This window comes from Azospirillum sp. (assembly GCF_050789165.1).
In genome coordinates this window covers 85,888-111,373 of record NZ_JBOZRT010000105.1, presented here as the reverse complement: position 1 = coordinate 111,373, position 25,486 = coordinate 85,888, and the positions used below count along the sequence as shown (strand labels likewise).

The 25,486-nt window shown below is 68.6% G+C and carries 15 protein-coding genes and 2 tRNA genes; 5 read left to right on the top strand and 12 right to left on the bottom strand.

Features of this window, described 5'->3' with window-relative positions:
- Window positions 1-10: 10 nt before the first annotated feature.
- The 9 genes from pglZ to ACRWK7_RS24105 all read right to left on the bottom strand — a co-directional run bounded on the left by pglZ (window position 11) and on the right by ACRWK7_RS24105 (window position 19,358).
- Window positions 11-2,671: a BREX-2 system phosphatase PglZ gene (gene pglZ / locus ACRWK7_RS24145; protein WP_431858865.1), complete on the bottom strand. Its 2,661-nt coding sequence runs from the start codon at window positions 2,669-2,671 to the stop codon at window positions 11-13.
- Complete coding sequence (locus ACRWK7_RS24140; protein ID WP_431858864.1) at window positions 2,668-6,381, bottom strand: phage resistance protein; 3,714 nt, start codon at window positions 6,379-6,381, stop codon at window positions 2,668-2,670. The genes pglZ and ACRWK7_RS24140 overlap by 4 nt, the downstream gene beginning before the upstream one ends.
- Before the next feature lie 84 nt (window positions 6,382-6,465).
- Window positions 6,466-7,398 carry a hypothetical protein gene (locus tag ACRWK7_RS24135; protein WP_431858863.1) on the bottom strand — a complete coding sequence of 311 codons (933 nt, stop codon included), beginning with the start codon at window positions 7,396-7,398 and terminating at the stop codon, window positions 6,466-6,468.
- Window positions 7,399-7,401: 3 nt separating this feature from the next.
- Window positions 7,402-8,079, bottom strand: a complete 678-nt coding sequence (locus ACRWK7_RS24130) for a hypothetical protein (protein WP_431858862.1) — start codon at window positions 8,077-8,079, stop codon at window positions 7,402-7,404.
- Window positions 8,080-8,098: 19 nt separating this feature from the next.
- Window positions 8,099-11,743: a BREX-2 system adenine-specific DNA-methyltransferase PglX gene (pglX, locus tag ACRWK7_RS24125; protein ID WP_431858861.1), complete on the bottom strand. Its 3,645-nt coding sequence runs from the start codon at window positions 11,741-11,743 to the stop codon at window positions 8,099-8,101.
- A gap of 112 nt (window positions 11,744-11,855) precedes the next feature.
- Window positions 11,856-12,446: a hypothetical protein gene (locus ACRWK7_RS24120; protein WP_431858860.1), complete on the bottom strand. Its 591-nt coding sequence runs from the start codon at window positions 12,444-12,446 to the stop codon at window positions 11,856-11,858.
- A 10-nt stretch (window positions 12,447-12,456) separates the two neighbouring features.
- On the bottom strand, window positions 12,457-16,629 hold the full coding sequence (gene pglW, locus ACRWK7_RS24115) for a BREX system serine/threonine kinase PglW (protein ID WP_431858859.1): 4,173 nt from the start codon (window positions 16,627-16,629) through the stop codon (window positions 12,457-12,459).
- A 772-nt stretch (window positions 16,630-17,401) separates the two neighbouring features.
- The gene (glnA, locus tag ACRWK7_RS24110) at window positions 17,402-18,811 is read right to left on the bottom strand and encodes a type I glutamate--ammonia ligase (RefSeq protein ID WP_431858858.1); all 1,410 of its coding nucleotides are present in this window, start codon (window positions 18,809-18,811) and stop codon (window positions 17,402-17,404) included.
- 208 nt (window positions 18,812-19,019) lie between these two features.
- Entirely contained in the window at window positions 19,020-19,358 is a 339-nt protein-coding gene (locus ACRWK7_RS24105; RefSeq protein WP_109117203.1) for a P-II family nitrogen regulator, read from the bottom strand.
- Window positions 19,359-19,682: 324 nt separating this feature from the next.
- Between ACRWK7_RS24105 and ACRWK7_RS24100 the strand changes: the two genes are divergently transcribed.
- The 3 genes from ACRWK7_RS24100 (at window position 19,683) to ACRWK7_RS24090 (ending at window position 22,062) form a co-directional block, all read left to right on the top strand.
- A tRNA-His gene (locus ACRWK7_RS24100) sits at window positions 19,683-19,758 on the top strand.
- A gap of 85 nt (window positions 19,759-19,843) precedes the next feature.
- Window positions 19,844-20,608 carry an HpcH/HpaI aldolase family protein gene (locus ACRWK7_RS24095; RefSeq protein ID WP_431858857.1) on the top strand — a complete coding sequence of 255 codons (765 nt, stop codon included), beginning with the start codon at window positions 19,844-19,846 and terminating at the stop codon, window positions 20,606-20,608.
- A gap of 32 nt (window positions 20,609-20,640) precedes the next feature.
- Window positions 20,641-22,062, top strand: coding sequence for an NAD(P)H-hydrate dehydratase (locus ACRWK7_RS24090; protein ID WP_431858927.1), 1,422 nt, complete (start codon window positions 20,641-20,643; stop codon window positions 22,060-22,062).
- Window positions 22,063-22,071: 9 nt separating this feature from the next.
- On the opposite strand, the gene ACRWK7_RS24085 is transcribed toward ACRWK7_RS24090, so the two are convergent.
- A complete protein-coding gene (locus ACRWK7_RS24085; RefSeq protein WP_431858856.1) occupies window positions 22,072-22,497 on the bottom strand; it encodes a hypothetical protein in 426 nt (141 codons plus the stop codon).
- A 45-nt stretch (window positions 22,498-22,542) separates the two neighbouring features.
- Window positions 22,543-22,728, bottom strand: coding sequence for a hypothetical protein (locus tag ACRWK7_RS24080; protein WP_431858855.1), 186 nt, complete (start codon window positions 22,726-22,728; stop codon window positions 22,543-22,545).
- 461 nt (window positions 22,729-23,189) lie between these two features.
- On the opposite strand from ACRWK7_RS24080, the gene ACRWK7_RS24075 reads away from it, so the two are divergent.
- Window positions 23,190-24,671, top strand: coding sequence for a malonyl-CoA decarboxylase (locus tag ACRWK7_RS24075; protein WP_431858854.1), 1,482 nt, complete (start codon window positions 23,190-23,192; stop codon window positions 24,669-24,671).
- An 8-nt stretch (window positions 24,672-24,679) separates the two neighbouring features.
- Here the strand turns inward: ACRWK7_RS24075 and ACRWK7_RS24070 are convergent, their stop codons facing one another.
- Window positions 24,680-25,120: an acyl-CoA thioesterase gene (locus tag ACRWK7_RS24070; protein ID WP_431858853.1), complete on the bottom strand. Its 441-nt coding sequence runs from the start codon at window positions 25,118-25,120 to the stop codon at window positions 24,680-24,682.
- Between the two features lie 188 nt (window positions 25,121-25,308).
- On the opposite strand from ACRWK7_RS24070, the gene ACRWK7_RS24065 reads away from it, so the two are divergent.
- Window positions 25,309-25,393 (top strand) — tRNA-Leu (locus ACRWK7_RS24065).
- Window positions 25,394-25,486: the final 93 nt, after the last annotated feature.

Here is a 25,486-nt window from a genome sequence, read left to right as displayed (position 1 = left end):
CGCGTCCCCCTTACCCCTTCAGCTCGAATTGGGTATCAAGCAGCGCGCGGTTCAAGACCACGGTGCCCGAAGCCTCCTCAACCTCAAGAACCTGCACCTGATCGACGTTGAGCACGCGCCGCGTCGCCATGATCAGCGACCCGACGCGCACCTGGGCGACGCCCAGCCGCTGCGCCAATGCAGTGCGGCTCAGTTTGCCACCACGCTGGATCAGCGCCTCCAGAATGGCGCGGACGTCCTCGTCCTTCGGAGCTCCGCGCCCGGCCAGCTGCTTTTGCGCGGCGTAAACCGGCGATGTCAGGAGCTCCCCAACCCAGTCGAGGGGCGCCGCGGCGCGTGAACTTTGTGCCGGGGCGTCGAACAGAGAGGGCTGGGCGGAGGGTCCTTTGCGCGACGGTGTCGCCACTGGCTCTGGGCGCGGCCGTGGAGTAGCGACCGTCGCAGGGGGAGGCAACCCCTCCCACCACTCCGGCTGTACGGGAGGCGCCAGCACCCAGCCCACGGGAAACACCCCCGCCGACAACACAGCGAGCGGCACCAGCACTTCCTGGGGTGTGGCCCCGCCGTGATAGCCATTCTTTCGTGCCGCGTAGCGGATGGACTCGCTCCACGGCAGTACGGCGATGGCGTCGCCTTCAGGGGTCAGGACACGTCCCTTCGCGAAGGACAGTTCGCTGGGGCCGATGTTGCCGTCAGCGCGTCGCCAGCGATCGCCCTTGCCATCCTCCTTCCCGAGGCCGATCTGGCGGGTGTCGACCTCGATCAGGTGGCCGTGGTCGGCAGTCAGCACCACCACTCGTCCGGCGTTGCGAGCTTCATGGAGGATCGGGCGCAGGAGGTGCAGGTCGTCCAGACTCCAGCGCTGACGCACCTGCTCAGGGCCGTCGAGATGGTCGTCGATGGCGTTGTGGATGATAGCGACGACGCGCCGCGCCGGCGTCCCCACAGCCTCGCGGATGGATGGGGCTAGGGCGCCGCCTTCACTGAGGTCGCCCTTGTGATAGAGGATCGGAGGGCACCCGGCCTTGCTCTCCGCGCGTAGCGCCGGATGGTCGGTGAAGCCGGCCTTCTCCGTGGACTGGCCACCCTGCTGTGGACGCCCGCACAGCAGGCTGGCGCGCGACACCACGGTTACTGTGGGGAGCATGGCGACGGCCGAGGCCGGCTCCGTCTGCCCATCCGGCAGGATTTCGCCCCAGCCCGACGCCATGAGATCGGGCAGCAGCTCGCGGTAAACGGCGTGGCTCAGCCCATCCATGACCAGAAGGAGCACGGGGGCCAATTTGGCCAGCGGTGCCACTACCTCCTCCAGCACCCGCTCCACCGGCACCAGAGGCCAGGCGGCGGCCGGGGCGACGTTCCAACTGCGCAGCAGCCCTGCGAAGCGTTCGTTTTGCACCTCACGGCGCGCACGCACGGTGGCGGCAAGGGCGGCGTAAGCGGATGACAGGGCGGCCATTTCGTCGCCGCCGGCCAGCGTCAGCCGGGCTCGGTCGACGAATGCACCATCGAGGGTATACGTGGCCACGGCGTCGGCGAAGGATGCGGGCTCCGCGTGCGGCGTCGACAGCCAGCGCACGAGGCGCAGCGCCATCACCACCCGCTCCGCCCGGCCCTTCTGGACCGATGCCTGATCGTGAGCGGCGATCCGCTCGGCCGTGGCCTCGATGACGCGCAGATCGGCCGGTGGCGTCGTCGCCAGGGCCTCGGAGAAGCTGGCGAGCCGGGCCTCGAAGCCGGCCAGCAACACCGGGCTCGAGGCGGCGAAGGCGCGGGCATGGATCTGGTCCAGCAAGGCATCGGCTCGTTCAAGCAACCGGCGCCGGGTTGGTTCGTCGAGGGGCCGTAAGGCGCGGGCGGCGGCGGCGGCCCAGGAGCGGCCATGCTCGGCGGGAATGCGCCGCCCGCCCACAAAGGGCTCCAGCCGGACCGAGGCGGCCGTCAGCTCGCTGGTGAGCCATTCGGTGCCGAAGACCACGCCGGCAACGAGCCCCAGCGGCAGCGCATCAGCCCCGAAGCCGCTTTCGATACAGGTGATGACCAGACCGCCAGCCGGACCGGCGACGTCCGACAGCCAAGCCGCGACGCCGCTGCGAGCGACCGGGGGCAAGGCTGTGAAGCGGGAGAGAGCGCCGTCGCCGATGCACCAGTGCAGCAACGCCTCGACGTCCGGCCGGGCGACGGGAAGGCCGAGCGCCCGCTCGAGCACGTTCGCCCAGGCGGTTTCGGCGTCGAGCAGACCGCCGGGGACCAGTGGGTAGGGCCCACGGTGCGCATGCTCCAACATCAGCTCGGCCAGCCACGACTTGCCAGCAATGCGGGGGTCGATGTTGCGGGCCTGAAAGGCTTCGCGCACCATCTCCCACGCCTCAACGGTCAGCAGCCGCGCCTTGGCGAGGCGAGCCACCACGTCGTCGCCCAGTGCATCGGGCGGCAGAGCGGTCAGCAGCACCAGCCCTGCATCGCCGTCCCGGTTGCAAAGCGCTTGGCGCGCCGCCAACGTGGAGTCGCACCACACCACGTCGAAGGCGCGGCCAGCGCACTCCAGACGCTCCGGCCAGGGCTGCCGGGTGGGCGAGCGGATGCCCAGTGCCTGCGCCCGCGGGTCATGCCGCACAATCGCCTCCACCTGGGCGCGGATCTGCGCCGTTGTCGGTGCCAGGAACGTCACGCGCGCTTGCCCTTTCGGACGATCTTCCAGGAGAGATTTATGCTGTAGTCGGGATGGTCGGCGACCGTCCGCTTCAGCCCGTCGAGCACCACCGCGGCCTCATCGGCCGACAGATTGCGCCGATCCTCAATGGTGATGACGACGTCGTCGGGTTCCACGGGGGTGGAGTCCTCGGGGGGCCGCTCCGCCGGAGCAGGCTCGACGGGAGGCTGCCGGGGCGGTCCGCCGGGTGGCGGGGCGGCGACGTCGGTCAGCAGCATCAGCGCCGAGCGGTGCAGCTCCGCCAGCGCCGGCTTCAGCGCCAGCACGTGCTCGTCAGCGGCGAGCACCTCGCTGACCCGGCCCAGGAGGGTGCGGGCGGCTGTGGCCCGATGATCCGTCAGGCGGCGCAACGTTTCGAACACGTCCCAGGAGGAATCGCGCAGGGCCACGTCGGCGTCCGCCGCCGTTGCCATCGCCCGGGCCACTGCGGTATCGGAGGTCCGCAGCACCGCTCCGGCGAAGGCGGCGACCGCCCGATCCGTGGACGCGCCGGCGAGGGCGGCTAGCATCGCCCGCGCCGCCTTCGCGGTGGTCAGGCGGTTGGCGGCATCGGCATCGACGCCGAAGGCGGTGAGGCGCCGTTCGAGGTCGCCCGTCAGTGTGTCGACGGCCGGACGCACCGCCGCCGCCTTCTCCGTAATCTGGGCAACCAGCCGGGCGGCGTTGCCGGCGTTGCGCACCTCCGGCGGGGTCAGCCCGAACAGCAGGCCGGCGCGGCGCACCGCCTCCCGCCACTCATCCTCTGGCGGCAGGGACTGCTCGCGCAGCTCCAAATCGTCGTCGAGGCTGTCGAGCGTCGGGCGGAGGACGGCGCTGCCCTTGAAGAAGCTGCGGTTGGTCTGCTCGGCATAGGTCAGGATGACGAGGTTCTGCACGTCCTTGGGCAGGCCCATGGGCTGCGGCTCATCGATCCAGCCGCGCAGCGCCTTCACCGTCATGGCGCCGCCGTGCTGGGCGTGGCGCTGGGTGAAGTGGGTGCGCCAGTGGTGGCCCAGCACGAAGTGGGTCTCCCCCATCTCGCCCAGCTTCAGCGGGTTGGCGATCGACCGCACGAGTTCGCGCACCGGCTTGTCGGCGACGAAGACGCGCCCGTCGGATTCGGCCAGGGCGCGGACGATCTCCGCCTGCACGGCGCGTAGGGCGCGCGGGCGGATCTCCGTGTCGAAGGCGGGATGAGCAGGGTAGAGATAGCCGAAGAGCTGGTCGAGAAGCTTTTCCAGTGCGCTCTTGAAGGTGGCGGCCACCGGCAGCGTCGGGCGGAAGCCGCCCAGGGATTGCAGGTGATCGGCGGAGTCGAGCGGTGCCACCACGGCGTCGGCCGGATCCGAGGCAATGCCGTAGCTCACCTCCAGGCAGGCACGGAGACGCTGCTGGAGCACGCTGCGCTGGTTGGCAAGCAAGGCGCGCGCCTGATCGCGGTCAACCGCCGAGAGGTGGCGGGCGTGGTCGACAAAGCGCTCCCCGGTCAGCAGAAAATTCAGCCTGACCAGGATGCCGAGGTCGCGCATCGCCTTCTCGCTGAGGAACGAGGGCAGCCAGACCAGGGTGTCGGAGCGGCCGTCGCCGGACCCCTTGAACTCCTGCAAACGGGCGATGTCGTCGGCCGCCGAGCGGTTCGGCTCGTCGAAGGGGAAGTCGAAGATGACCGACCATGCGCCGTCCTGGTTGCGCAACTTGGCGTCGCTCATCTCGCGCACGTTGTCGTAGACAATGTTGACCTGGCGCCGGGTGCCGCGCCAGGACAGAGCGTATTCCAGAAACAGCCCATCGCCCTCCGGGGGCAGCCCCAGCATCTCGAACAGCATGGCGCGGACCAGCCGACGGCGGTTGCCGGGGTTGTCCTCGCCGGCGACACTGGCGAGGATGGGGTCGGTGTCCACGCCGGTGATCTGGATCGAAACGACGGGGTTAGCGTCCTCGGTGATCTTGATCTCGCCGACCTCGGCGGCCCAGGTGCGCAGCTTCGCGAGCACCATGGCGTTCTCGCGCCCGGGGATAGGGGCCCGCACGCTGCCGTGGTTCAGCGCCGCCAGCCGCGGCGCGGTCAGCGCCTTCAGCGCCTCTACCTCCGGCACCAGCGCGGCCAGCAGCAGTGTCTTCAGCAGCCGAGCGTCGTTGCGCAGGGCCAGCGTCTTCGCCGGTTCGGCCGTGCCGTCGGTCACCGTCTGCCACGCCACCCCGTGCTGGCGCTCCAGCAGCGGCAGCAGCTTGGTGCGGTAGAGCTTCTTGGCGTTCTCGAAATGGATCTTCATGGCGTCCGAGAACGGCTCGTCGCCCTCGGCGATCACGTCATAGAGGTCGCCCACGGGAATGATCTGCCCCAGCGTCAGCTCGTCGCGCCGATCGACCAGTAGCTGAGACATCAGCTTCAGCGCCGTTCGCTCGCGCTGAAGCACCGAGGACACATCGATCAGCGCCTGCACCAGGGCGGGGCTGAAGGGATAGACCTGCCGGAACATGGTCTGCTCGCCGGTGGAGCCGAGCAGCGTGTCCAGCACCTCGCGCCGGACCTTCAGGAACTCCTCGAAGGCGGCGCCCAGCGTCACCTCGGCCGACGGCGACATCGGGCGCAGGACGCGCTTCTGGGCGATGACCGGAAGGTTGCGGTCCTCAAGCGTGATGCGGTGGAAGCGCGCTTCCCAGTGCTTCAGGACGTCGGAAAACTGGAGGTGCAGGGATCCGGCGAGGTTCTGGCCGACCAGTTCGCGCAGGTCGCGCTGGCGGGCGATGAAGCTAACCAACGGAATCGGCCGGGCGTGCAGCGCCTCCACCAGCTTCGACAGCTTGGATCCCTCGCGGGACACAAAATCGACGTTGGCGGCCTGGGTGGCCAGCCATAGGATCAGCTCGTCCAGGAACAGGATGACTGCGTCGTAGCCCAGCGTCTGGGCGTGGCGGCTCATGATCGCCAGCCCCTCGTCCAGGGAGACGAACGCCTGCCCCTTGTTGGCCGACACATGGGCGTAGGAGCCGAAGTAGGAATGCACGAGATCGGCGATCAGCCGCACCCGCTCGTCGCTCGTCGGGGGCTCCAGCATGGCGGCGTCGAAGCTCGCGGCGTTCCACGGGCTCTCGCCGTTCAGTGTACCCCAACCGGTGTCGACCGGCGCCTTGGATTTTAGGCCGCGGAAGAACGCCTCGTCGCCGAGCTGCGCGCGCAGCCCCTCGGCGTCGCGGAACAGCGATTCCGACAGGTAGAATCCGGGCAGCGACGCGTCGGGGTGTAGGCGGCGCACGTGGTCGGCGTACTGCCCCAGCACCGCCGATTCCAGATCGTACGCCCCGATCATGTGATAGGGCACCATCAGGAAGCGCCGCCCCTTGACCCAGCCGTCGTGGCGGACCACCACGTCGGCCAACTCCGGGATGGAGCGGGCGTCCAGATTGCCGGCCAGCAGCAGGTTGAGCACAGCCATGAAATGGCTCTTGCCCGATCCGAAGGAGCCGTGCAGGTAGGCCGCCTTGCTGGTGCCCTCGGCCACCGCGCCCTCGATGAAGCCCATGGCGTCGTCGAAGCACTCCTTCAGCTGCGGTGTGACGACGTAGTCGCGCACCGTCGCTTTGGCATGCTCCAGCCCATCGGCCAGCTTCAGCACGAAGTCGCCCTGGTGCACCCGCTCCGGGATGCGGATCAGGTCCTTGATCAGGGTCTGGGGCTGCGTCGTCATGCGCGGTCTGCTCTGGTCCGAAAATGGGGAACAACCATAAGAGGGTTGCCCCGCCGCTGTCACGCCTCCGCCGCGTGGGTCCGATCAGGTCGGGATCGGTACCGGAACCGATTCTCCTTGTGCGACAGGGGCAATGACCAGGCACGCGGAGTTGTGCGCCTCCAGTTGGCGCAGGGTCTCCGGGTCGGCCGGAGCTTCCAACCCGATGGCTGCGCAGCTGGCCAGTTCCTCGTGCCGCTCCGTCAGTCGGTGCGTGACGTAACCAAAGAGCGTGGCTGTCGTCTTTAGCCGCTGGCGCCGATCAGCCGTCAGGTCGAGCGCCAAGGCAAGCCCGGATTCCGAATCCCGCAGAGCCCGTTGGAAGGCGGAGGCAAGCTCGGTGTGCGCCTGCCGACCCTGGTTCAGCGCATCGAGGCCCGCTGCTGGTCCCAGCAACAGCCAATGGCTGCGCGCCCGGGCGACGACGGATAGGGCGTGCTGGGTCAGCAGCACATCGAACATCTCGGCATCCTTCGCGGCGTCGCCACGGCTGATCATATTGCCGAGCATGCGCCGGAAGAACAAAGCGGCCTCGTTGATGGCCGTATCGTACGGCAGAACCGATTGACCCAGGCGATGGGCGGTATGGGCGCCCTCGAGGGCCGCGTGCAGCTTCGCCTGGATCGTTGCTACGCCGGCCTCGCGCAGCCACTGCAAGTGATGATCGATGGTTCCGACCCGGTCGAGGATGGCGTCACACTGCCGCGACAGCCCATCCATCTTCATCGACAGCATGGCGAAACCCGCGACCATGATGGCCGTGTTGAGCACCTGTAGCCCCGCCACGGCCTCCAATCCGGGAATGCGCTGGGGCTGGCCGACGAACTGCCGCATCTCCGGATCGCTGGCAGAGGGCAGCCACATCACCACGGTTTTCGTTTTGACGTCCCGGACGACGCTGCCAACGAGTTCATAGACGCCTGCGTCGAGTGCCGTCTTGATGTAAGCGGGCATTTCGACGGTGATCTGATACAGCATTCCTCACCCCTCGACTTCGTCGGCCACGGCGGCGCACCACAGCCGCAGGCGTGCCTCGGCGATGGTCAAAACGCATCGTGCGGTCATCTTGTAGTTGGGGCCGAACAGGTCCCACACGGCCCAGGCGGCGGTAAGGCCAAGGCCGACCGGGCCGGTGACGGCCCCCAGCCAGCGGATGGCCCCGAATCCGATGGCCGCCTTAGCCACGCCCAGGGCCATTTCTCCGGTGGAGGCGGCGCCTGCCTTTTCCGCCTCGACACGGTTGCGCAGGAGAAGACGTTCCATGTCCAACACCGACGTGTTCTCGCCAACCTCGATCTTGGCCCGCCCACACAGCTCTGCGACAATCGCACGGTAGGACCTGGGCTCCTTCGCGTCGGTGATGTCGTGACTTCCGTACCAGCGGATTTCATCAACGATCTCCGCCAGGTAATGGCGGTGGTTCGGCGCATGCCGCTTGAAGACGTCCTGATCCTTCAGCGGCTTCTCGCGGGTGACGAATTCCTTTTCCGTCAGGATCCTGACGATGGGATCGAGGTCGTCGACCCGAAATGCGCCGAGCGCGGCAAGGAGATCGTCGGACTCGAGACGATCCAGGCGCGTGAGCTTAGGCGGCGTCTTGGCGCCACCTTGGGTGCCCTTCCATTCCGACAAAGGGACCAGCGTCTGCACATACGACATGGGGGCTGCTCCGGAGCCATCACGATGCCCTCGTTCGGCTACGGCGGGTGCCGGGCCGGGCGGGGGGAGTCCACGCGCGCAGGTCCTCGTGGGTGAGGCCCAGCGAGCGGGCCTCGTCCTCCACGAAATCGCGGTAGTAATCTCCCAGCCCAACGCCGAAGTCAGGGTTGTAATTGTTGTGCCATTGCACGAGCCACGGCACAAGCTCCTGCATGCCGGCCAGCAGCGGTATCAGGCGCTCCGCCCTCCACCCCTCGTTCTCCTTCATGACGTAGTAGTAGGACGCCAGCGCGGTGGCCTGTTGCAGGTGATCGTATCCGGCCCAGGCGACAACGAGGCTGCCGTCGGAGTCGCGCTCGGCGAAGGGGTAGCTGACGAAGCGCTCCTTCGGCACGTCGAGCCCCCCGCGCAGGCGCCAGAACTCGCCGCTGCGGAAGTCCGGCTTCTTGTACTTGGGTGGCACCGGGATGTCGCCGACCTCGCGGGCCTTCAGCGCCTTGGCCGCGTCGGGCGTCAGGCGGTCGGGGTCGCCGTCCGGCAGGGCGGTGCGGGCGTCGATGGCGTCCTCGCGGCGCTGGAGGTCCCAGGTCGCCTCCCATTCGCGGCGCTTGCGCATCCCGTCCTCGGTGTAGCGCAGCACCGGCAGGTAGGGGACGGACTCCGCCGCCAGCAACTCGGCCACCAGAGCCGCCGCGTCGAAGTCGGGCCGGCCGGTGTACAGCTCCGCCACCGCCATGAAGTCGGCGTCGCCGCGCGCCCGGTCGGCGAGGCGGGCGACCGAGGTCAGGGCCGGTTCGCCGGACCAGTAGCGCCGGTCCTCCAACCGGTCGAGCAGCCACTCCTTCAGCGCCGCCTGTTCCCGCCGGTGCCAGCCGGCCTCGAAGCCCTGGTCGTCCCACTGCCAGCGCCGCTTGTATTCCGGCCGCTCGACGAGGTCGATCCAACGGTTCCCGGCGATCAGCGCGATGCGCTGCTCCACCAGCGCACGGTAGTCGGCCGGCCAGCGCGCCGGGATGTCGGTGACCGGCGTGGAGCCGTGGCGGGCGAACCACGTCGTCTCCAACTCGCCGTCCGCCATCTTGCGGGCCATGACGATCTCGAACGCCCGCTCGCCCAGGTCCACCTCCGGCGGCTCCGGGTGCTCGGCCGTATCCTCCATCAGGCCGTAGAGCCGGTAGCAGCGGAAATCCAGTTCCTCCTGCGCGGCGATCATGCGGCGGCGGACGGAGAGGGCGCGCGCCTTCGCCGCGTCGAGGTCGGCGCGGGTGGGCACGCCGCGGGCGAGGATGGCCTTGGGCAGCGTGTCGGTCAGGTCGCGGGCGAGGCTGTCCAGTGTGGTGGCGAGGTCGGTGGGGTAGGGGGCCGCGAGGGGGAAGGATTGGAGGCCCGTTGCTGCAAACTCGTAGAATTGCTCCCACGTCTCGTCAGTGATTCCTCCTCCAATTCCTCTGTTGCCCTTATTGTGAAATATCTGCTTCATCCAGAAGCAGGCGCAAGAGCTATTCAATATTCCGACAATGCCAGCAGAGTGTACCTTGCAGTTCTCACTCTCCAACTTAATTATTGGCGAAGATCGATTAAATATACTGCTTCCTGCATCGAATGCAAAATGATTATGTGTCGAAACGAATGCAAATGGTATGGAGAGTGGCGTTCTCAACTTTGACGCCGTCAAGCGACCGTATTCGTACCATTTTAGACCTGCGCTAATTTTTGTCCGACCGTCGAACATTTTGCAATTTGACAGATTTGTTCGGTAGGGCCAGAGAAACATGAGAATGTCATCCGGCGCGCTATCCAACACATTAAAGTTGTCCCCGTAAGGAAAAACAGCATACTCAGCAACGTCTATGCTCCAATCCCTCAGGCGATCTCCAACTATCATGCGGCGCATATGTATATTTTTAATGCCACCGCGGGAAAGAACGCGCCATTCTTGTATAAATGCATCATCTTCAAGCGTAAATGATGTAATACCAATGCTCTTTGTGTGACTGGCAAGGGTTGATGCGGCAGTTGAGCCTTCGATGAGCTCCTTCAGGTCGCTAGCCCCGCCTCCACCCATGCTCCATGGATGCTGATAAAGCGCGGATCGAGCAACATCTCCCCCGGTAATGAAAGAGCTTTCGGAGGATGCGAGATCGATTTGACGAATAATTGAAAGCCATACTGATCCATTGCTAGGATCCTCCGGAATTCCCGGCTCGCCCCTTACTCCTTTAAGTATTCTCAGATACGGATCGGCAGGGGTTTGGTTGCGACCAAACAAAATTGTTGTCGGTGTGTTGTGCCCAGGAATATGCGCGCCTGCAGCGTCAATAACATGCGTTAGGTCAATGTTAGGAAAAAACGCTTCAACAAGTTTTTTCCCGAACTCCCGCTTCATAAAGGAATTCGCAGTAATAATACCAACAAATCCAGATTTATCGGACCTATTTGTGTCGAGGGCAAGGTCAAAGAAGCGCTCAGTGAAGGGAACTCCAAGAGAGTATTTCATGTGACATGTGAAATATCGCTCTCGCACTGCTTGGTTTGTGGCTTTGTCCTTTACCGTAATGTACGGTGGGTTCCCCACTACGGCGTGGTACTGCCGCCCCAGGATGCGGTCCAGCGTCTCCCGGTCCTCCTCGAAGGACACATGGGCCAGCCCGCCCTGCGGCTCGAAGGACATCTGCCAGCCGCGCACGTCCATGAAGCGCTTGCCGTGCAGCAGGCTGTCGCCCACCGCTACGGAGATCTTGAAGTCCGGCGCGCCGCGCAGGCTGGCGATGCCGCAGGTGGACAACGCCGCCACCAGCAGGCGGAAGCGGGCGATGGCGGCGGCGAAGGGGTTGACGTCCACGCCGCTCACCGCGTCAAGCGCCTGCTGCGCGCAGTCGCGCGGGTTGCGGCCCGGCTCGTGACGGGTCCACAGGGCGAACAGGCGGCGGAAGGCGCCCAGCAGGAAGTGGCCGGAGCCGCAAGTGGGATCGATCAGCCGCACCTCGCGGAAGCCGAACTCGCGGATCGCCGGGTCAAGCGTGCGGTCGAGGATGAACTCCTCGACGAATTCCGGCGTCTGGAGCAGGGCGAAGCGCTTACGCGCCGCCTCCGACAGGTCCTGGTAGAGGTCGCCGAGGAAGCGGGTGCCGAGGTCCGGGTCGGTGAAGTCGTGCAGCAGCATGTCGCGGTCCGGGTCGCGTCGCTGCCAGAAGCCGCGCAGCGCGATCGCCCCGTCGCCCGACACCGGCAACCGCCACAGCGGGTTGTGGCGGCGGTCGAACAGCGCGCTCAGGCCCGGCAGCGCCGCCGCTTCGGCGAAACAGTCCAGCAGGAAGTCGCGCTCCTCCCCCGTGGGGTTGGCGCGAATCCACGAATCGTGGCGGTCGCGCGCCAGGGCCAGCCGCTCCCCCGGCCCCGACAGCCAGGGCCGCTCGACCAGCCGGTTGTCCTCGACGAAGCGCAGGAAGACGCAGCCCAGCACCCAGTGCACGGCGGCCTGCGTCACCTCCTCGTCCAGCCACGCGGTGAACGCCTGCGCCGTCCGCTTGGCGTCCCGCGCCGCCTGCCACTCCGCCCGCAGTTCGGCCTCGTGCGGCGATCCCTCCACCCGCTCGCGTATATCGGCTTCCAGCGTGCGCAGCAGGCGCTTCAGGTCGCTGAGGAGGAGGGCGGCGTCGATCATGGGAACCCGGTGCGGATGTGGCGAGGCGAAAGGGAGTACCACACGCGCAGGGCGTGGGGGAGTCCGACGGCGCGCGGAGCGACCGCCGCGTCTCGGGGGCCGGGCGGACGGATCAGGCGGGCTCTTGCCCCGGGACGTCGAAGCGCGCCGAGAACGTGGCGTACTCCTGGCGCAAGGCAGCGGCGAACGCCTCCAGGTCGTGGCGCTGGATGAGCATCTGGAACGCCAGGGTCCCTCCCGGCTCGCGGTGGTGGAACTGCGGCCAGCCGATGGTGAGGTGGAGTTCCCAGACGTCGTCCGCGCTGGCGGGCGTGGCGGCCCGCGCCTCCTCGCGCGCCTTCCAGGCATCCCAGTCCCTCATCCCCACCATCGGCTCGACGGGGAGCACGAAATCCGGGTAGAGAGCGACCTCTACGTCGTCACCGGGGAAGGTGCAGAACTGTCCTCGATTCGTGGCAAGCGCTTGCTCGAACAGCGACAGGAAAGCGCAGGGCGGGTCGCCTTCGCACAGCAGCGCGCCCGGGGCGAGCCGTTCCCAGGCAAGCCGACTCGATGGTTTGGGCTTCCAGACGATGGCGTCGGGGTTGACGAGGGGACGGCCGTCCATCGTCACCAGCAGCTCGTACCCGATCAGCTCCTCCGGGAGGCGGTAGCCGGCGTAGCGAATGGACAGCGTCATGTCGCCGTCGGCGATGCGCGCCATCCCACCGACCTTACGCCGCCGGCCGCGTTCCGGCCCGGTGCCGGTTGGCGATCCAGGACGTCGGGATGCGGGCCCACTGCCCGCCGCCGATGACGGGCACCGGTTGGCCGGCGATGGTCGGCAGCCCCCCGTCGGACTGGGGCAGCAGCAACCAGAGGCCGGGCGGGCCGCCCGCCGTGCCGGACAGGTCGCGCAGGGCCACCAGCCGCCCCATCAGGTCGTAGCGGGCGAACAACCCGCAATCCACCAGCAACTGGGGCTCCGGGGCGGTGCGCAGGGCCTGCTCGACCGCCGGCAGCGCGAACCCGATCAGGCGGCGCAGGTTCGTGCCGTCGTAGGTCTCCGGGGCCGCGGCGTCGGCGCACAGAACCCGCGACCAGTTCACCTTGCGGATCTCGGCCTCGCGGCGTAGGGCGTCGAGCAACAGGCGGTCGATGCTCACCCGGCGCAGCGGGTAGCGGTCGAGCAGCGCCTGCTCGGCGTCGAGGTAGCGGCGGGGATCGACGGTCAGCGCCAGGAAACCGCCGCTGCGCAGTGCGTAGGCCATCTTCTCTTCCAGGTGCCGGGCGGCGTCCACCTCCGGCGTCTGCTCCACCGGCGGCCCGTCGGTCAGCGAGCGGTGAAGCGAACTGAGTCCCGACGACATCCCGAAGCCGGCGTGGTCTGCGTAGTAGCCGGGGCCGTCCTCACCGTTCCCGCGCCAGACGCGGCCGGTTCCGGCCTGCTCCAGAAGCGCATCGAGCGCCGGACGTCCGGGCAGCGGGGACGCCTCGCCATAGCGCCCCTCGACCCGTTCGCGCACCTGCGCCTCGGTCAGCATGTGCGGGCCGAGAAGGGAGCCGGCGGCTAGCCGCAGTGTCCGCTCGGCCGCCATGCCGCGCGGGTAGATCTCACCCCGGCTCGACAGGGCGGCGGAGCGCGACGCCGCTACCGCCAGCGCGCGCACCCGCACGGGCGGCGGGCGGGGGGGGGCGTCGTCCTGCTCCCGGACGGGCCAGCCCAGCGCGTCCAGCTCCTCGTACACCCGCTGCGGGGGAGCCAGCGGGTCCTGCGCGGCGAGGGCATCGGCGGCGTGGGCAAGGGTCCGGGCGTGCTCCGCCAGCTCCGCCGATTCCGCGACCAGCGGGGCGGCCTCGCCCTCGAACATCTGGAAACGCGGTTCAGCGCGCGCGCACTCGGCGTCGGTGGCGGCGCGCAGGACGGCCCCGGCGAACCGCTGGCGCCCCTCGCCGTCGAGCAGAGAACCGTGCATGGCCAGGATCTGCGGCACCAGTTCCGCCACCGTCATCACCCCGCCGTTGGCTCGCAGTAGGGTGCGCAGCTCGTCGCGCACGACGGTCAGCGCCGGTTGCTTGAGCCAGCGCTCCCGCCCCGCGGCCAGAGCCGCGGCAACCACCGTGCGGGCGACGCTGCAGCGGCTGGCGACCTCGCCGACGGTGGGCCATGTGGATGACGGCTCGGTCTCCTCCAACCCCAGGAAGACGGCGAGCGCGCGGTCCTCCACCATCTCTTCGCCGAGCGGGCGGCGCGGGATGAGCAGATCGGCCAGACGGTCGATGCTGACGCGGGCGGTCTCCGCCGCGTTTCCGGGGTCGGTGGGCGAGGGGGCGCCCGGCACGAGATCGGGGCGGAGTTGGGCGAGCCGCTTGGCCTTCAGGCGGATTTCCTTGCGGATGCGGTCGCCGACGCCGGTGAGGTAGCGGATGGAGCCGCGCGGCACAGCCAGCAGATCACGCACGGTGTGCACGCCCATGCGGTCGAGCACCTCCTGCGCCTCGACGCCGTAGCCCAGCTCGGCAATGGGCGTGGCGGCGGTGAGGCGTCGGGCGACGGCGTCGAAGCTGCCCTCCTCCCCTTGTTTCGTCACCGCCTCGTCGAACACGCGGCGCCAGGAACGCAGCATGTCCTCGGCGTTGTCGAAGCGCTCGCGCGGGTCGCGGCGCAACGCCTTGTCGAAAAACGCGGTCAGCCCCTCGCGCAGGTGCGGATCGATGCGCCCGGATTCGATGGTGGCCTCGTCATCGATCAGCGCCGGATCGCTTTGCCCGTCACCCCAGCCGGGCAGCACGCCGGTCATCATCTCGTGCAGGGTCACCGCGGCGGCGAACCGCTCGGCGCTGAGGTCCCAGCGCGGCGGACGGCGCAGGGCGAGGAAGGGATCGAGGTAGGGGCGGGTGCCCGCCTGGACGTTGTCCGGAGAGGTGCGGGCCAGGGAAAAGTCGAACAGCACCAAGCGCCGGCGCTCCCGTCCCTCGGTGATGCCGATGTTGTCGGGCTTGATGTCGCGGTGGGCGATGCCCTTCTGCTCCAGGTGGTCGACGGCGCTCAGCAATTCCTCGCCGAAGCGGCGCTTGAGGTCGAGCGACAGCCCGTCGGGGGTGCGCAGGACCTGCGCTAGCGTCTGGGCGCCGGCGCTCTCCATCAGGATCGCCGTGCGCCCGGCGACGGTCAAGGTGTGCCGGATCGAGACAATGTTGGTGTGGTGTAGCTTAGCGAGCGCCGCTGCCTCGGCCTCAAGGCGGTCGTTGTGCGCCGGGTCGAGCGCCACTTTCAGCACCAGCTCCTCCGCGTCGGCGCCGTCGGCCTGCGCCAGCAGGGCGTCGGCCGAGGCCCCGCGGCCCAGACGCCGGACGACCGTGAAGCCGCCCTCCAGCCGATCACCGGGCTTCGCCACCGCCGGATCGACTGTGGTTTCCGAAGCACCGCGCTGGAGATCGCGCTCGACCTCGGCGAGGCGCTCGAGGAACTCGTCCATCGAGGCGATGCGGGCGGGCACCTCGGGATGGGTGCCGATGCGGATCAGGTCGACGAGGCTCTGCATCGCCCCGTCCACCACGTCGGACACCCGCAGGCCTCCGCCGGCGCGCAGCCGTGCGGCGAGGTCGAGCGGCGTGGAGGCCGGCGCCTGTCCGGTGAACAGGTGGTAGGCGATGGCGGCCAGTGAGAAGACGTCATGATGCGGGCCGGACTGCGGGCCGCCGCTCAACGCCTCCGGCGCGATGTAGACCTTGGCCGGATCCTCGACGTAGCTGTCGAGGTGAATGGTGCCGGAGGTGACGTGGGCCGTACCGGTGGTGGAAGCGTCGCGCGCCGCGGTCTGCCAATTCATGATCTGCAGGCGCGGGAGGGACTGATCGACGTCACGCACGAGGATGCTCTGGGGCGCCAGGGCACGGTGGTAGAGCCGCTTGCCGTGGGCATACTTCAGCGTTTCGGCCAGTTGGCGAAGGATGTGCAGCCTGAGGTCCACCCCCATGCGCTCCAGATGCTCTCGCATCAGGAAATCGAGGCGAATCGCCTTGGGGTCATGGTCGAAGATCAGCGCCGGACCGCGGTCGGTGTCCTTGTACTCCCGTACTCGGAGCACACCGGGGTGGTCGATGCCCTCCAGGACCTGGAACTCCCGTGCCGCCAGCCGGCCAAGCGATCGCCGCTCCTCCTCGCCGGCCGCCGCTGCGTAGGGATAGAAGCGAATGCGCCGCGGTACGCCAAGGGTCACATGGCGCCCTTCCCAATCCTGCCAACCATCGCCTTCGGCGAGGACGCGCGTCAACTCATAGTCCGAGATCCGGCGCTCGCGCAGTGCCGGGCGAATGCCGGCCTCGGCGATCGCGCGGCAGACCATGCGCGCCTGTTCAGCGGTCACCGGGGCGCGCGGCGGAGCCGACGGCAGGCCGGCCGTCAGGGTGTTGATGATGCCTGCACCCCATTTGGACGGGCGGCGCCCAAAGGTAGACAGCGCCGTGGCCGGATCGACCCGCCACACCAAATCCGGGGCAGACAGGAAGATCACTGCCGTCACGTAGGGTAGGCGCAGCCGGGCCCGGGTGACCGCGTTTTGCCGCTTGAGCAGCCCGGCGAGGCGTTTGGCCTTGCGATTGGCGAGGATCAGCGGATTGTCGTCAGTGCGACGACGCCCGTCCGTGGTCCAGGTCCATGTATGCGGGTCGCCCTCGATCTGGCCGGGGCGGCTCTTGATCTCCACCAGAAACAGGCCATGCGGCGACAGGATGAGGGCATCGACTTCATTGACCTTGCCCTCGTCGTCGATGAACTCGACATTCGACCAAGCGTACCAGGGGTCTTGGTTGGGCAGCCGCTCGCGCAGGAACTCCAGGGCCTCGCGTTCCCAAGGGAACGGGGACTCCGTGATCGTCAACCAGCGCTGCGCACTCATCGCCATGCGGCACCTCTTCGGATAGCGACGCAGGATGCGACAGGCCCTGGCCACGGTCCAGAGGCCAATTGCCGTGGAGTTGGGCGGCGAGGTACTGACGGCGCCGGGGGCAGGACCCCAGGAGAGGCATCAGGCGCATGTGCTTGGAGAGTATTCATCCGACACCGACAAGGTTAAGGCGACCCACGCTGCAGCACCCGGAAAACGGCAAAATCGGATCCCGGATCCTCGCGGCCCGGGACGATTGTTTCATACGGCGATGGTGCGCGTCGGTGCCGTCAGTTCGCGCGTTGTCAGTGGTGGCATGGCGCGGTAGATCGTCAGCTCGGCGAGCCCGAGTGTTTCCTTCGGCGCAGTAACTTCACATCCCGCTCAGCCGGTCGCCGCGCCTGCACAATCCGCAGGTACTATAGCGCCGCTCGCCTGCTCGTAAGCGATCCGCATCTCGAGACCGGCTCCGAGGTCGATGGCGTGCACGATCACCGGCAGGGTATGGGGGCACATCTGCTATGCCAGCGCCTCCGCAACGTCTCCCGTCACGCCAGCCTCTCGACGTTCTCGCAGGGCACGTTGGCCGTCATGCAAATGCAACCTTTATGATGCCGATAGCAACACATGGGCCCGCGGTGGCGTGGAGCCTAAAACGAGAAACGGGCCGGTGAACCGGCCCGTTTCCGCGTTAGACAACCGATGACGGTGCTGTTGGTCTTCCTTAGGTTTCTAGACCTTGACGCGGAGTCGAAAGTCTAACGTACCTCTTTAGAATTAACAGTTTGCATCAAACCGAGTAATACATCTTGTACTCGATCGGGTGCGGCATGGTCTCGAAGGCCATCATCTCTTCCGTGCGCAGCTCGATGTAGGACTCGATCATGTCCTTGGTGAACACGTCGCCCTTCATCAGGAAGCCGGCGTCGGCGCGCAGGCTGTCCAGCGCCTCGCGCAGCGAGCCGCAAACCGTCGGGACCTTGGCCAGTTCCTCGGCCGGCAGGTCGTAGAGGTTCTTGTCCATCGCGTCGCCGGGGTGGATCTTGTTCTGGATGCCGTCCAGGCCGGCCATCAGCATGGCGGCGAAGGCCAGGTACGGGTTGGCCGACGGATCCGGGAAGCGGACCTCGACGCGCTTGCCCTTCGGCGACGCCACGTACGGGATGCGGCAGGAGGCCGAACGGTTGCGGGCCGAGTAGGCCAGCAGCACCGGCGCCTCATAGCCCGGGACCAGACGCTTGTAGCTGTTGGTCGACGGGTTGGTGAAGGCGTTCAGCGCCTTGGCGTGCTTGATGATGCCGCCGATGTAGTACAGCGCCAGCTCCGACAGGTCGGCGTAGCCCGAACCCGCGAACAGCGGCTGGCCTTCCTTCCAGATCGACTGGTGGCAGTGCATGCCCGAGCCGTTGTCGCCGAACACCGGCTTCGGCATGAAGGTGGCCGACTTGCCGTACGCGTGCGCGACGTTGTGCACGACGTACTTGTAGTACTGCATGTTGTCGCCGGTGCGGACCAGCGTGTCGAACTTGATGCCCAGCTCGTGCTGCGCGGCGGCCACCTCGTGGTGGTGCTTCTCGACGGGCACGCCCATCTCGGCCAGGACGCTCAGCATCTCGGCGCGCAGGTCCGAGCCGCTGTCGATCGGGGCGACCGGGAAGTAGCCGCCCTTGATGCCCGGGCGGTGGCCCATGTTGCCGTCTTCATAAGCGCGGTCGGCGTTGTAGTGGCCTTCCTCGGAATCGATCTGGTACGACACCTTGTTCATCTCGACCGTGAACTTCACGTCGTCGAAGACGAAGAACTCGGCCTCCGGGCCGAAGTAGACGGTGTCGCCGATGCCGGCCGACGCGGTGTAGCGCTCGGCGGCCTTGGCGATCGAGCGCGGGCAGCGGCCGTAGGGCTGGCCGGTCGACGGCTCGTACACGTCGCACAGGATGTTCAGCGTCGGCTGGGCGGCGAACGGATCCATGATGGCCGTGGTCGGGTCCAGCTTCAGGATCATGTCCGACTCGTTGATCGCCTTCCAGCCGGCGATCGACGACCCGTCGAACATGATGCCGTCCTCGAAGACGTCCTCATCGATCGTCGACACGTGCTGGGCCGTGTGGTGCAGCTTGCCGCGCGGATCGGTGAAGCGGAGGTCCACGTACTTGACGTCGTGTTCCTTGATCAGGTCGAAGACCTTGCTGATGTCGGACATGTTTGTCATTCCACGCTTATAGAGGTTTGGGGCCCGCAGCGTCGTTTCCGGCTCTTCAGTCGGGCCGCTGGTGACGGCGCGTGCGGCGGAGGTTATGTCACGTCTTGCCCGCGGATACAACGGAACGCCCCGGAGCCGGGGCCGTGTCGCGCTGCGGGGTGCGGATGGGACGCAGGCTGAATGGACGAAGTGGTTGGCGGGCGCCGCCTCAAATGGCGTCGGCACCCTTTTCGCCGGTGCGGATCCGGATCACCTCCTCGACGGGAGTGACGAAGATCTTGCCATCGCCGATCCGGCCGGTGTGGGCCGCCTGCTGGATCGCCTCGACCGCGCGTTCGACCAGGGAATCCTCCATCACCACCTCGATCTTCACCTTCGGCAGGAAGTCGACGACGTATTCCGCGCCGCGGTACAGCTCGGTGTGGCCCTTCTGGCGGCCGAAGCCCTTGGCCTCGGTGACGGTGATGCCCTTGATGCCGACCTCGTGAAGCGCTTCCTTCACCTCGTCGAGCTTGAACGGCTTGATGATGGCTTCGATCTTTTTCATGGGTCTCTCGTATGAGGTGCCAACGCCGGCAGGCACCGTCCCAGGCTCTGCCGACGCCCACTGGTTAGCACGGATCGTGCCAGAGCGCCGGAATTGCCGGGAACGGCTTCGGCACCGGTCGTCGGGGTGGGTGTGCCGAAGCGGACGGCACAGGGCTGCCGCGAAATCGGGCGAAGTGAACAATATTTGGGCATAATGCGCAAGCCGGGGCTGTGGGGAGCCCTGCGTCCCCCGATTTCCGCCTCCGGCGAAAAAAGCCTGCGCGCGCTAAAACTCCGCTTGACCGCCCCCAGGGATTGGGGCATATCACCGCCCACTGCGGCGGCGATGGTAGCTCAGTTGGTAGAGCCCTCGGTTGTGGTCCGAGTGGTCGTGGGTTCGAGTCCCATCCATCGCCCCAGTCCCCCTTCCTTCGACATGTAAAGCGTGCCTATCCTGGCGTCCCAAGACGACAGGGAGGACTTCGCGTGTTACGCGAGAACGCTTTGAAAAAGCGGCTGGCCGCGGGCCGGCCGGCGCTCGGCTGCTGGCTCGACATGGCGAGCCCGGTGGCCGCGGAGATCGTCGGGCTGGCCGGCTACGATTTCGTCGTCATCGACCACGAGCACGGGCCGGGCACGCTGGCCGACGGGCTGGCGCTTTTGCAGGCACTGTCCGGCACGCCGGCCACCACCATCATGCGCGTGCCGGCCAACGATCCCGTCTATGTCAAGCGGGCGCTCGACATGGGCGTCGAGGGGCTGATGTTCCCCAACGTGAATTCCGCCGAGGAGGCGCGCGCCGCGGTGGGCGCCTGCCACTACCCGCCGCGCGGCGTGCGCGGGGCGGCTTACGGCATGGTGCGTGGCTCGGACTACGGCTTGCGCGGGGAGCGCTACCGCGAGACCGCGGGCGACGAGCTGCTGGTGATCTGCCAGATCGAGACCGCCGCGGCGGTCGACGCCATTCCGGAGATCGCCGCCGTGCCGGGTGTGGAGTCGCTGTTTGTCGGCCCCTACGACCTGTCCGGCAGCATCGGCAGGCTCGGGCGGTTCGACGATCCGGAGGTGGCGGCGCTGCTCGACCACGCCGAGCGGGCCATCCTCGACTCAGGCCGCATCTACGGCACCATTCCGGTCGCCGGGCGCCCGATGGCCGACCTGGTCGCGCGCGGCGCGCGGCTGGTGGTGGCGGGCAGCGACATCGGCTTCGTCCGCACCGGCGCGGTGCAGCAGGTCGAGGCGTTCCGCGCCGTGAGCGGGGAGCGCTGAGCGTGGCCGGGGAACTGCTCACCGTCGCCGAGATGCAGCGGGCCGATGCGCTGGCCATCTCCGGCGGCGTGCCCGGGCCGGTGCTGATGGAGAACGCCGGGGCCGCTGTCGCGCGCGCGATCCGCGCCCGCTGGTCGCCGCGGCCGGTGGCGGTGGCCTGCGGGCCGGGCAACAACGGTGGCGACGGCTTCGTGGTCGCGCGCCTGCTGGCCGAGGCGGGCTGGCCGGTGCGCCTTGGGCTGCTGGGCGAGCGCGCGGCGCTGAAGGGCGACGCGGCGCAGGCGGCGCAGCGCTGGACCGGCGCCGTCGAGCCGCTGGGGCCGCAACTGCTCGACGGCGCGCCGCTGGTGGTGGACGCGCTGTTCGGCGCCGGGCTGGCGCGGCCGCTGGAGGGCGTGGCGCGCGCGGTGGTCGAGACCATGGCCGGGCTGACGGTGGTGGCGGTGGACGTGCCGAGCGGCGTGCACGGCGATACCGGAGCCGTGCTTGGCGCGGCGCCGGCGGCGGCGCTGACCGTCACCTTCTTCCGGTGCAAGCCGGGCCACTGGCTGCTGCCCGGACGCACGCTGTGCGGTGAGACGGTGCTGGCCGACATCGGCATTCCGGAGACGGTGCTCGACGCCATCGCGCCGCGCTGCCGGGAGAACGGGCCGGCGCTGTGGGGGGCGCGGTACCCATGGCCGCGGGTCGATTCGCACAAGTACGCGCGCGGGCACGCGGTGGTGATGGGCGGGGGCAGAATGACCGGGGCCGGGCGGCTGGCGGCGCGCGGGGCGCTGCGCGCCGGGGCCGGGCTGGTCACCGTCGCCTGCCCGCCGGAGGCGTTCGCGATCTACGCCGCCGGTTCGCCCAGCCTGATCGTCGAGCCGGTGGCGGACGACGCGGCGTTCGCGGCGCTGCTCGCCGACGCGCGGAAGAACGCGGTGCTGCTCGGCCCCGGCGCGGGGGTGGGCGTGCACACCCGCGCCCGGGTGCTGGCGGCGCTGGACGCCGGCAAGGCCTGCGTGCTGGACGCCGACGCGCTGACCTCCTTCGCCGGCGCGCCGGGCGACCTGCTGGACCGGCTGAGCGGGCGGTGCGTTCTGACTCCGCACGAAGGCGAGTTCGCGCGGCTGTTCGGCCAGGCCGGCGACAAGCTCACGCGCGCCCGCGCCGCGGCGGCGCGTTGCGGGGCGGTGCTGCTGCTGAAGGGGGCGGACACGGTGATCGCCGCGCCGGACGGCCGCGCCGCGATCAACGCCAACGCGCCGCCCGAACTGGCGACGGCCGGGGCGGGCGACGTGCTGGCCGGGCTGATCCTCGGCCTGCTGGCGCAGGGGATGGACGGATTCGACGCCGCCTGCGCCGGGGCGTGGCTGCACGGCGAGGCGGCGGCTCGGATCGGGCCGGGGCTGATCGCCGAGGATCTGCCGGACGCGCTGCCGGCGGTGCTGCGGCGGCTGAAGGCGGGGTAGGGGAGCGCCCTACCGGAGCGCCCGCCGCCGCGCCGGGGCGCGGCGCCAGGCGATGCCGGGCGTGCGGCGGTCGCAGGGCAGGGGACCGCCGAGGCGCACCGGCGCGCCGTGTTCCAGCAGATCCTCGGCGTCGGGCTCCTCGTCGCCCTCCAGCACGGCCAGCGGGTCGGCGCGGCTGTCCAGCTCGGCGATCCAGGCGGCGGTCTCCGCCAGCACCATGGCGATCTTCCTGGCCTCGACGGCGTTGCCCTCGGCCCGCCACTCCGCATCGATCATGCGGAGCAGCCGGCGCCGGCCGAGCGGACCCTCCATCAGCTCGCGCAGCAGAAGCGAGGCCGCGCCCGGCGGCAGCTTCTGGTTCCGGGCGACCAGCGCCACCTGGTCGGCCAGCAGGGCGGTGATCGAGAAGGCGGAGGGATCGGTCTGCAAGGCCACGGGGAACTCCTTGGATACCCTGTCCTGTGTGCGATGCGCGGGCGCTCAGGCGGCCGCGTCAAGGGCGCGGGCGCGCCGGCTGCGGCGGGCGTCGTCGAGGACGCGCAGGACGTCGGCGCGGGTGAGGCCGTCGCGGGCCAGCAGCAGGTCCATGATCGGATCGTCGAGAAGCGACTGCACCACGCCATGGCGCGCGGCGGGGGACTTCTTGAACGGAATGGCAGTCGGCATGGCGAACCTCCCTGAGTCGAGTTCGGTTGTTCCGGCCGCGAACGGCTTTGGCACCATGCCCCATTCCGCAGGTGGGGCTGTTGGAGCAATTTTGAGATGTATTATGCCGCCCGGATCCAATCCTCAACGATGGCAATAGGGCCTGTGCTTAGCCTCTGAAAGTATTCCCACGCGCGGACCGTTCTAAAGTAGGAGGGAAGCTTGATCTCATCTACCCCGTTCGTATCGGCCGGCGGAAGCGGGGTAGCCGCTGATCTGGCCGGTAATGTCGCTCAACGCCGGCTTTGCGACAATTCTGTAATGCGGACTACGACCGACCTCGACTCCCGGTGCCGGTCTCCCTGACCTCCGGACGGCATAGGGGGCGTGGGGTGCTCGGCCCTTCGGCCGGGGGCTGCCCCGAGGAGCTAGGACGGGCAGGGCGCTTGTTTCGGCGCAAGTTCCGCTACAGACTCGTCATCATGAGCGACACCGACACCACCATGGAGCCCGCAGGCACGGCCCAGCCGGCCGGCCTGTTCGACCGCGCGCTGGAGAACCTGCGCGCCCGCTGGCGCGACATCGCCGCCTCGGCCCGCGAGGCGGTCGGCGCCGCCCCCCGCCCGCACCTGCCGCGCGAGGACGCCGAGCGGCTGAAGGCGCAGATGCAGGCCTGCCTGGAGGCGCGCGGCGGCGAGGTGTCGGCGCGGGCGCGTGCGGCGCAGCTGGGCCGCACCTACCTGGCGCTGGATCCGAACGGGCGGCGCAACTTCCTGGGCGTGCTGGCGCGCGACTTCGACGTGGACCGCGCCGCGGTGGACGCGGCGGTGGACGCCTTCCACGCAGCCGCCGACCCGGCGGCGCGCGGGCGGGCCGAGCGGGCGCTGCGCCGCGCGCTGGAGCCGCCGCGGCTGACCCTGCTCACCCAGTTCAACGCGCTGCCCGAGGGGGTGAAGTTCCTGGTCGACCTGCGCGCCGAGCTGCTGGAAATGGCTGCCGGCGTGCCGGAGCTGAAGGCGCTGGAGGACGACCTGAAGAACCTGCTGCGCGGCTGGTTCGACGTCGGCTTCCTGGAGATGCGGCGGATCACCTGGGACAGCCCGGCCTCGCTGCTGGAGAAGCTGATCAAGTACGAGGCGGTGCACGAGATCCGCGGCTGGCAGGATCTCAAGGACCGCCTCGATTCGGACCGCCGCTGCTTCGCCTTCTTCCACCCGCGCATGCCCGACGAGCCGCTGATCTTCGTCGAGGTGGCGCTGGTCGAGGGCATGTCGGACAACGTGCAGGCGCTGCTCGACCCCTCGGCGCCGGTGTACGATCCGAAGGCGGCGGACAGCGCCATCTTCTATTCGATTTCCAACGCGCAGAAGGGGCTGGCCGGCATCAGCTTCGGCAATTTCCTGATCAAGCGGGTCGCCGACGGGCTGGCGTCGGAGTTCCCCAACCTGAAGACCTTCGCCACGCTGTCGCCGGTCCCCGGCTTCCGCCGCTGGCTCGACGTCGAGCTGGCCCGCCGCGGCGACGCGCTGCTGGCGGCCGGCGAGCGCGAGAAGCTGGCCGAGTGGCTGGATCCCGCCGAGACGGCGACGCCCGGCCGCGGCGTTCTGGAGACGGCGCTGACCCGCGAGGCGTGGTACGCGGAGGAGGGGCTGGCCAAGGCGCTGAAGGCGCCGCTGATGCGGCTGGGCGCGCAGTACCTGATGGAGGCGAAGGCCGAGGGGAGGAATGGCGGGCCGGCGCGGGCGCGCGACCCGGTGGCGCACTTCCACCTGTCCAACGGCGCCCGGATGGAGCGGCTGAACTGGATGGCCGACCGCTCGCACAAGGGGCTGCAGCAGTCCTGCGGCATGATGATCAACTACCGCTACCGCCTGAACGAGGTGGAGGCCAACCACGAGGCCTACAGCGGCGACGGGAAGGTCAACGCCTCATCGGCGATGCGCGGGCTGCTGAAGGGCGGCTGAGCGCGGGGCTACGCCGCCAGCAGCGCCTCCTCCTCCGCGGGCGGGACCACCTCGAAGGCGGCGCGCAGGTCGTCGGGGATGTCCAGCGGCTGCCCGGTGCGGAAGTCGACGAACACCCAGCCGGTCTCGGCGGTGGCGAGGATGCGGTTGTCGCCGGTGCGGCGGAACAGGTACTTGCGCGGGGAGCTGCGCTGGCCGAATCCGGAGACCCAGGTGAGCAGCGCGATCTCCTCGCCGAGGAAGGCGGGGCGGCGGTACTCGATGGCGTGCGAGCGCACGACGAATCCGGCCCCGTCCCGCAGGTAGCGCTCCAGCGGCCAGCCCTGCGCCGCCGAATGGGCGATCGCCGCGTCCTGCATCCAGGCCAAGTACTTGAGGTTGTTGACGTGCCGCAGCTCGTCGATGGCGTCGGGGGGAACCGTGAAGGTCTGGGTGAACACCGGGGGCATGGCAAGCTCCAATGGGGGATGTGGTTTACGTTAACGTCATGCGCGCGGCCGTCAACCTCCGGCATCGCTGCGCCGGCGCCGGCTAAGACCATTTTGTGTGTTTGCTCGGTACCCGTTGTGCTATAGACCGGTCCAGCCCGGCGGACGGGGCGAGGGGGCAACCCCTGGCCGCGGCCGCCATTGCCGTTGCGGGCGTGGCGGAACTGGTAGACGCGCCGGATTTAGGTTCCGGTGACTTCGGTCGTGGGGGTTCGAGTCCCTTCGCCCGCACCACGGCAAACTCCTGAACCCGATCTTCCGAGACGCGGGTCCGGGCCGCCCGATCCGGGGCGCCGCCGGAACCGCACAACGAGACAGGCATTCGCT

Coding starts and splice junctions, on each gene's coding strand:
- ACRWK7_RS24140 (WP_431858864.1), bottom strand. CDS start 6,381: ATGACGACGCAGCCCCAGACCCTGATCAAGGACCTGATCCGCATCCCG.
- ACRWK7_RS24135 (WP_431858863.1), bottom strand. CDS start 7,398: ATGCTGTATCAGATCACCGTCGAAATGCCCGCTTACATCAAGACGGCA.
- ACRWK7_RS24130 (WP_431858862.1), bottom strand. CDS start 8,079: ATGTCGTATGTGCAGACGCTGGTCCCTTTGTCGGAATGGAAGGGCACC.
- pglX (WP_431858861.1), bottom strand. CDS start 11,743: ATGATCGACGCCGCCCTCCTCCTCAGCGACCTGAAGCGCCTGCTGCGC.
- ACRWK7_RS24120 (WP_431858860.1), bottom strand. CDS start 12,446: ATGGCGCGCATCGCCGACGGCGACATGACGCTGTCCATTCGCTACGCC.
- pglW (WP_431858859.1), bottom strand. CDS start 16,629: ATGGCGATGAGTGCGCAGCGCTGGTTGACGATCACGGAGTCCCCGTTC.
- glnA (WP_431858858.1), bottom strand. CDS start 18,811: ATGTCCGACATCAGCAAGGTCTTCGACCTGATCAAGGAACACGACGTC.
- ACRWK7_RS24105 (WP_109117203.1), bottom strand. CDS start 19,358: ATGAAAAAGATCGAAGCCATCATCAAGCCGTTCAAGCTCGACGAGGTG.
- ACRWK7_RS24090 (WP_431858927.1), top strand. CDS start 20,641: ATGCAGCGGGCCGATGCGCTGGCCATCTCCGGCGGCGTGCCCGGGCCG.
- ACRWK7_RS24080 (WP_431858855.1), bottom strand. CDS start 22,728: ATGCCGACTGCCATTCCGTTCAAGAAGTCCCCCGCCGCGCGCCATGGC.
- ACRWK7_RS24075 (WP_431858854.1), top strand. CDS start 23,190: ATGAGCGACACCGACACCACCATGGAGCCCGCAGGCACGGCCCAGCCG.
- ACRWK7_RS24070 (WP_431858853.1), bottom strand. CDS start 25,120: ATGCCCCCGGTGTTCACCCAGACCTTCACGGTTCCCCCCGACGCCATC.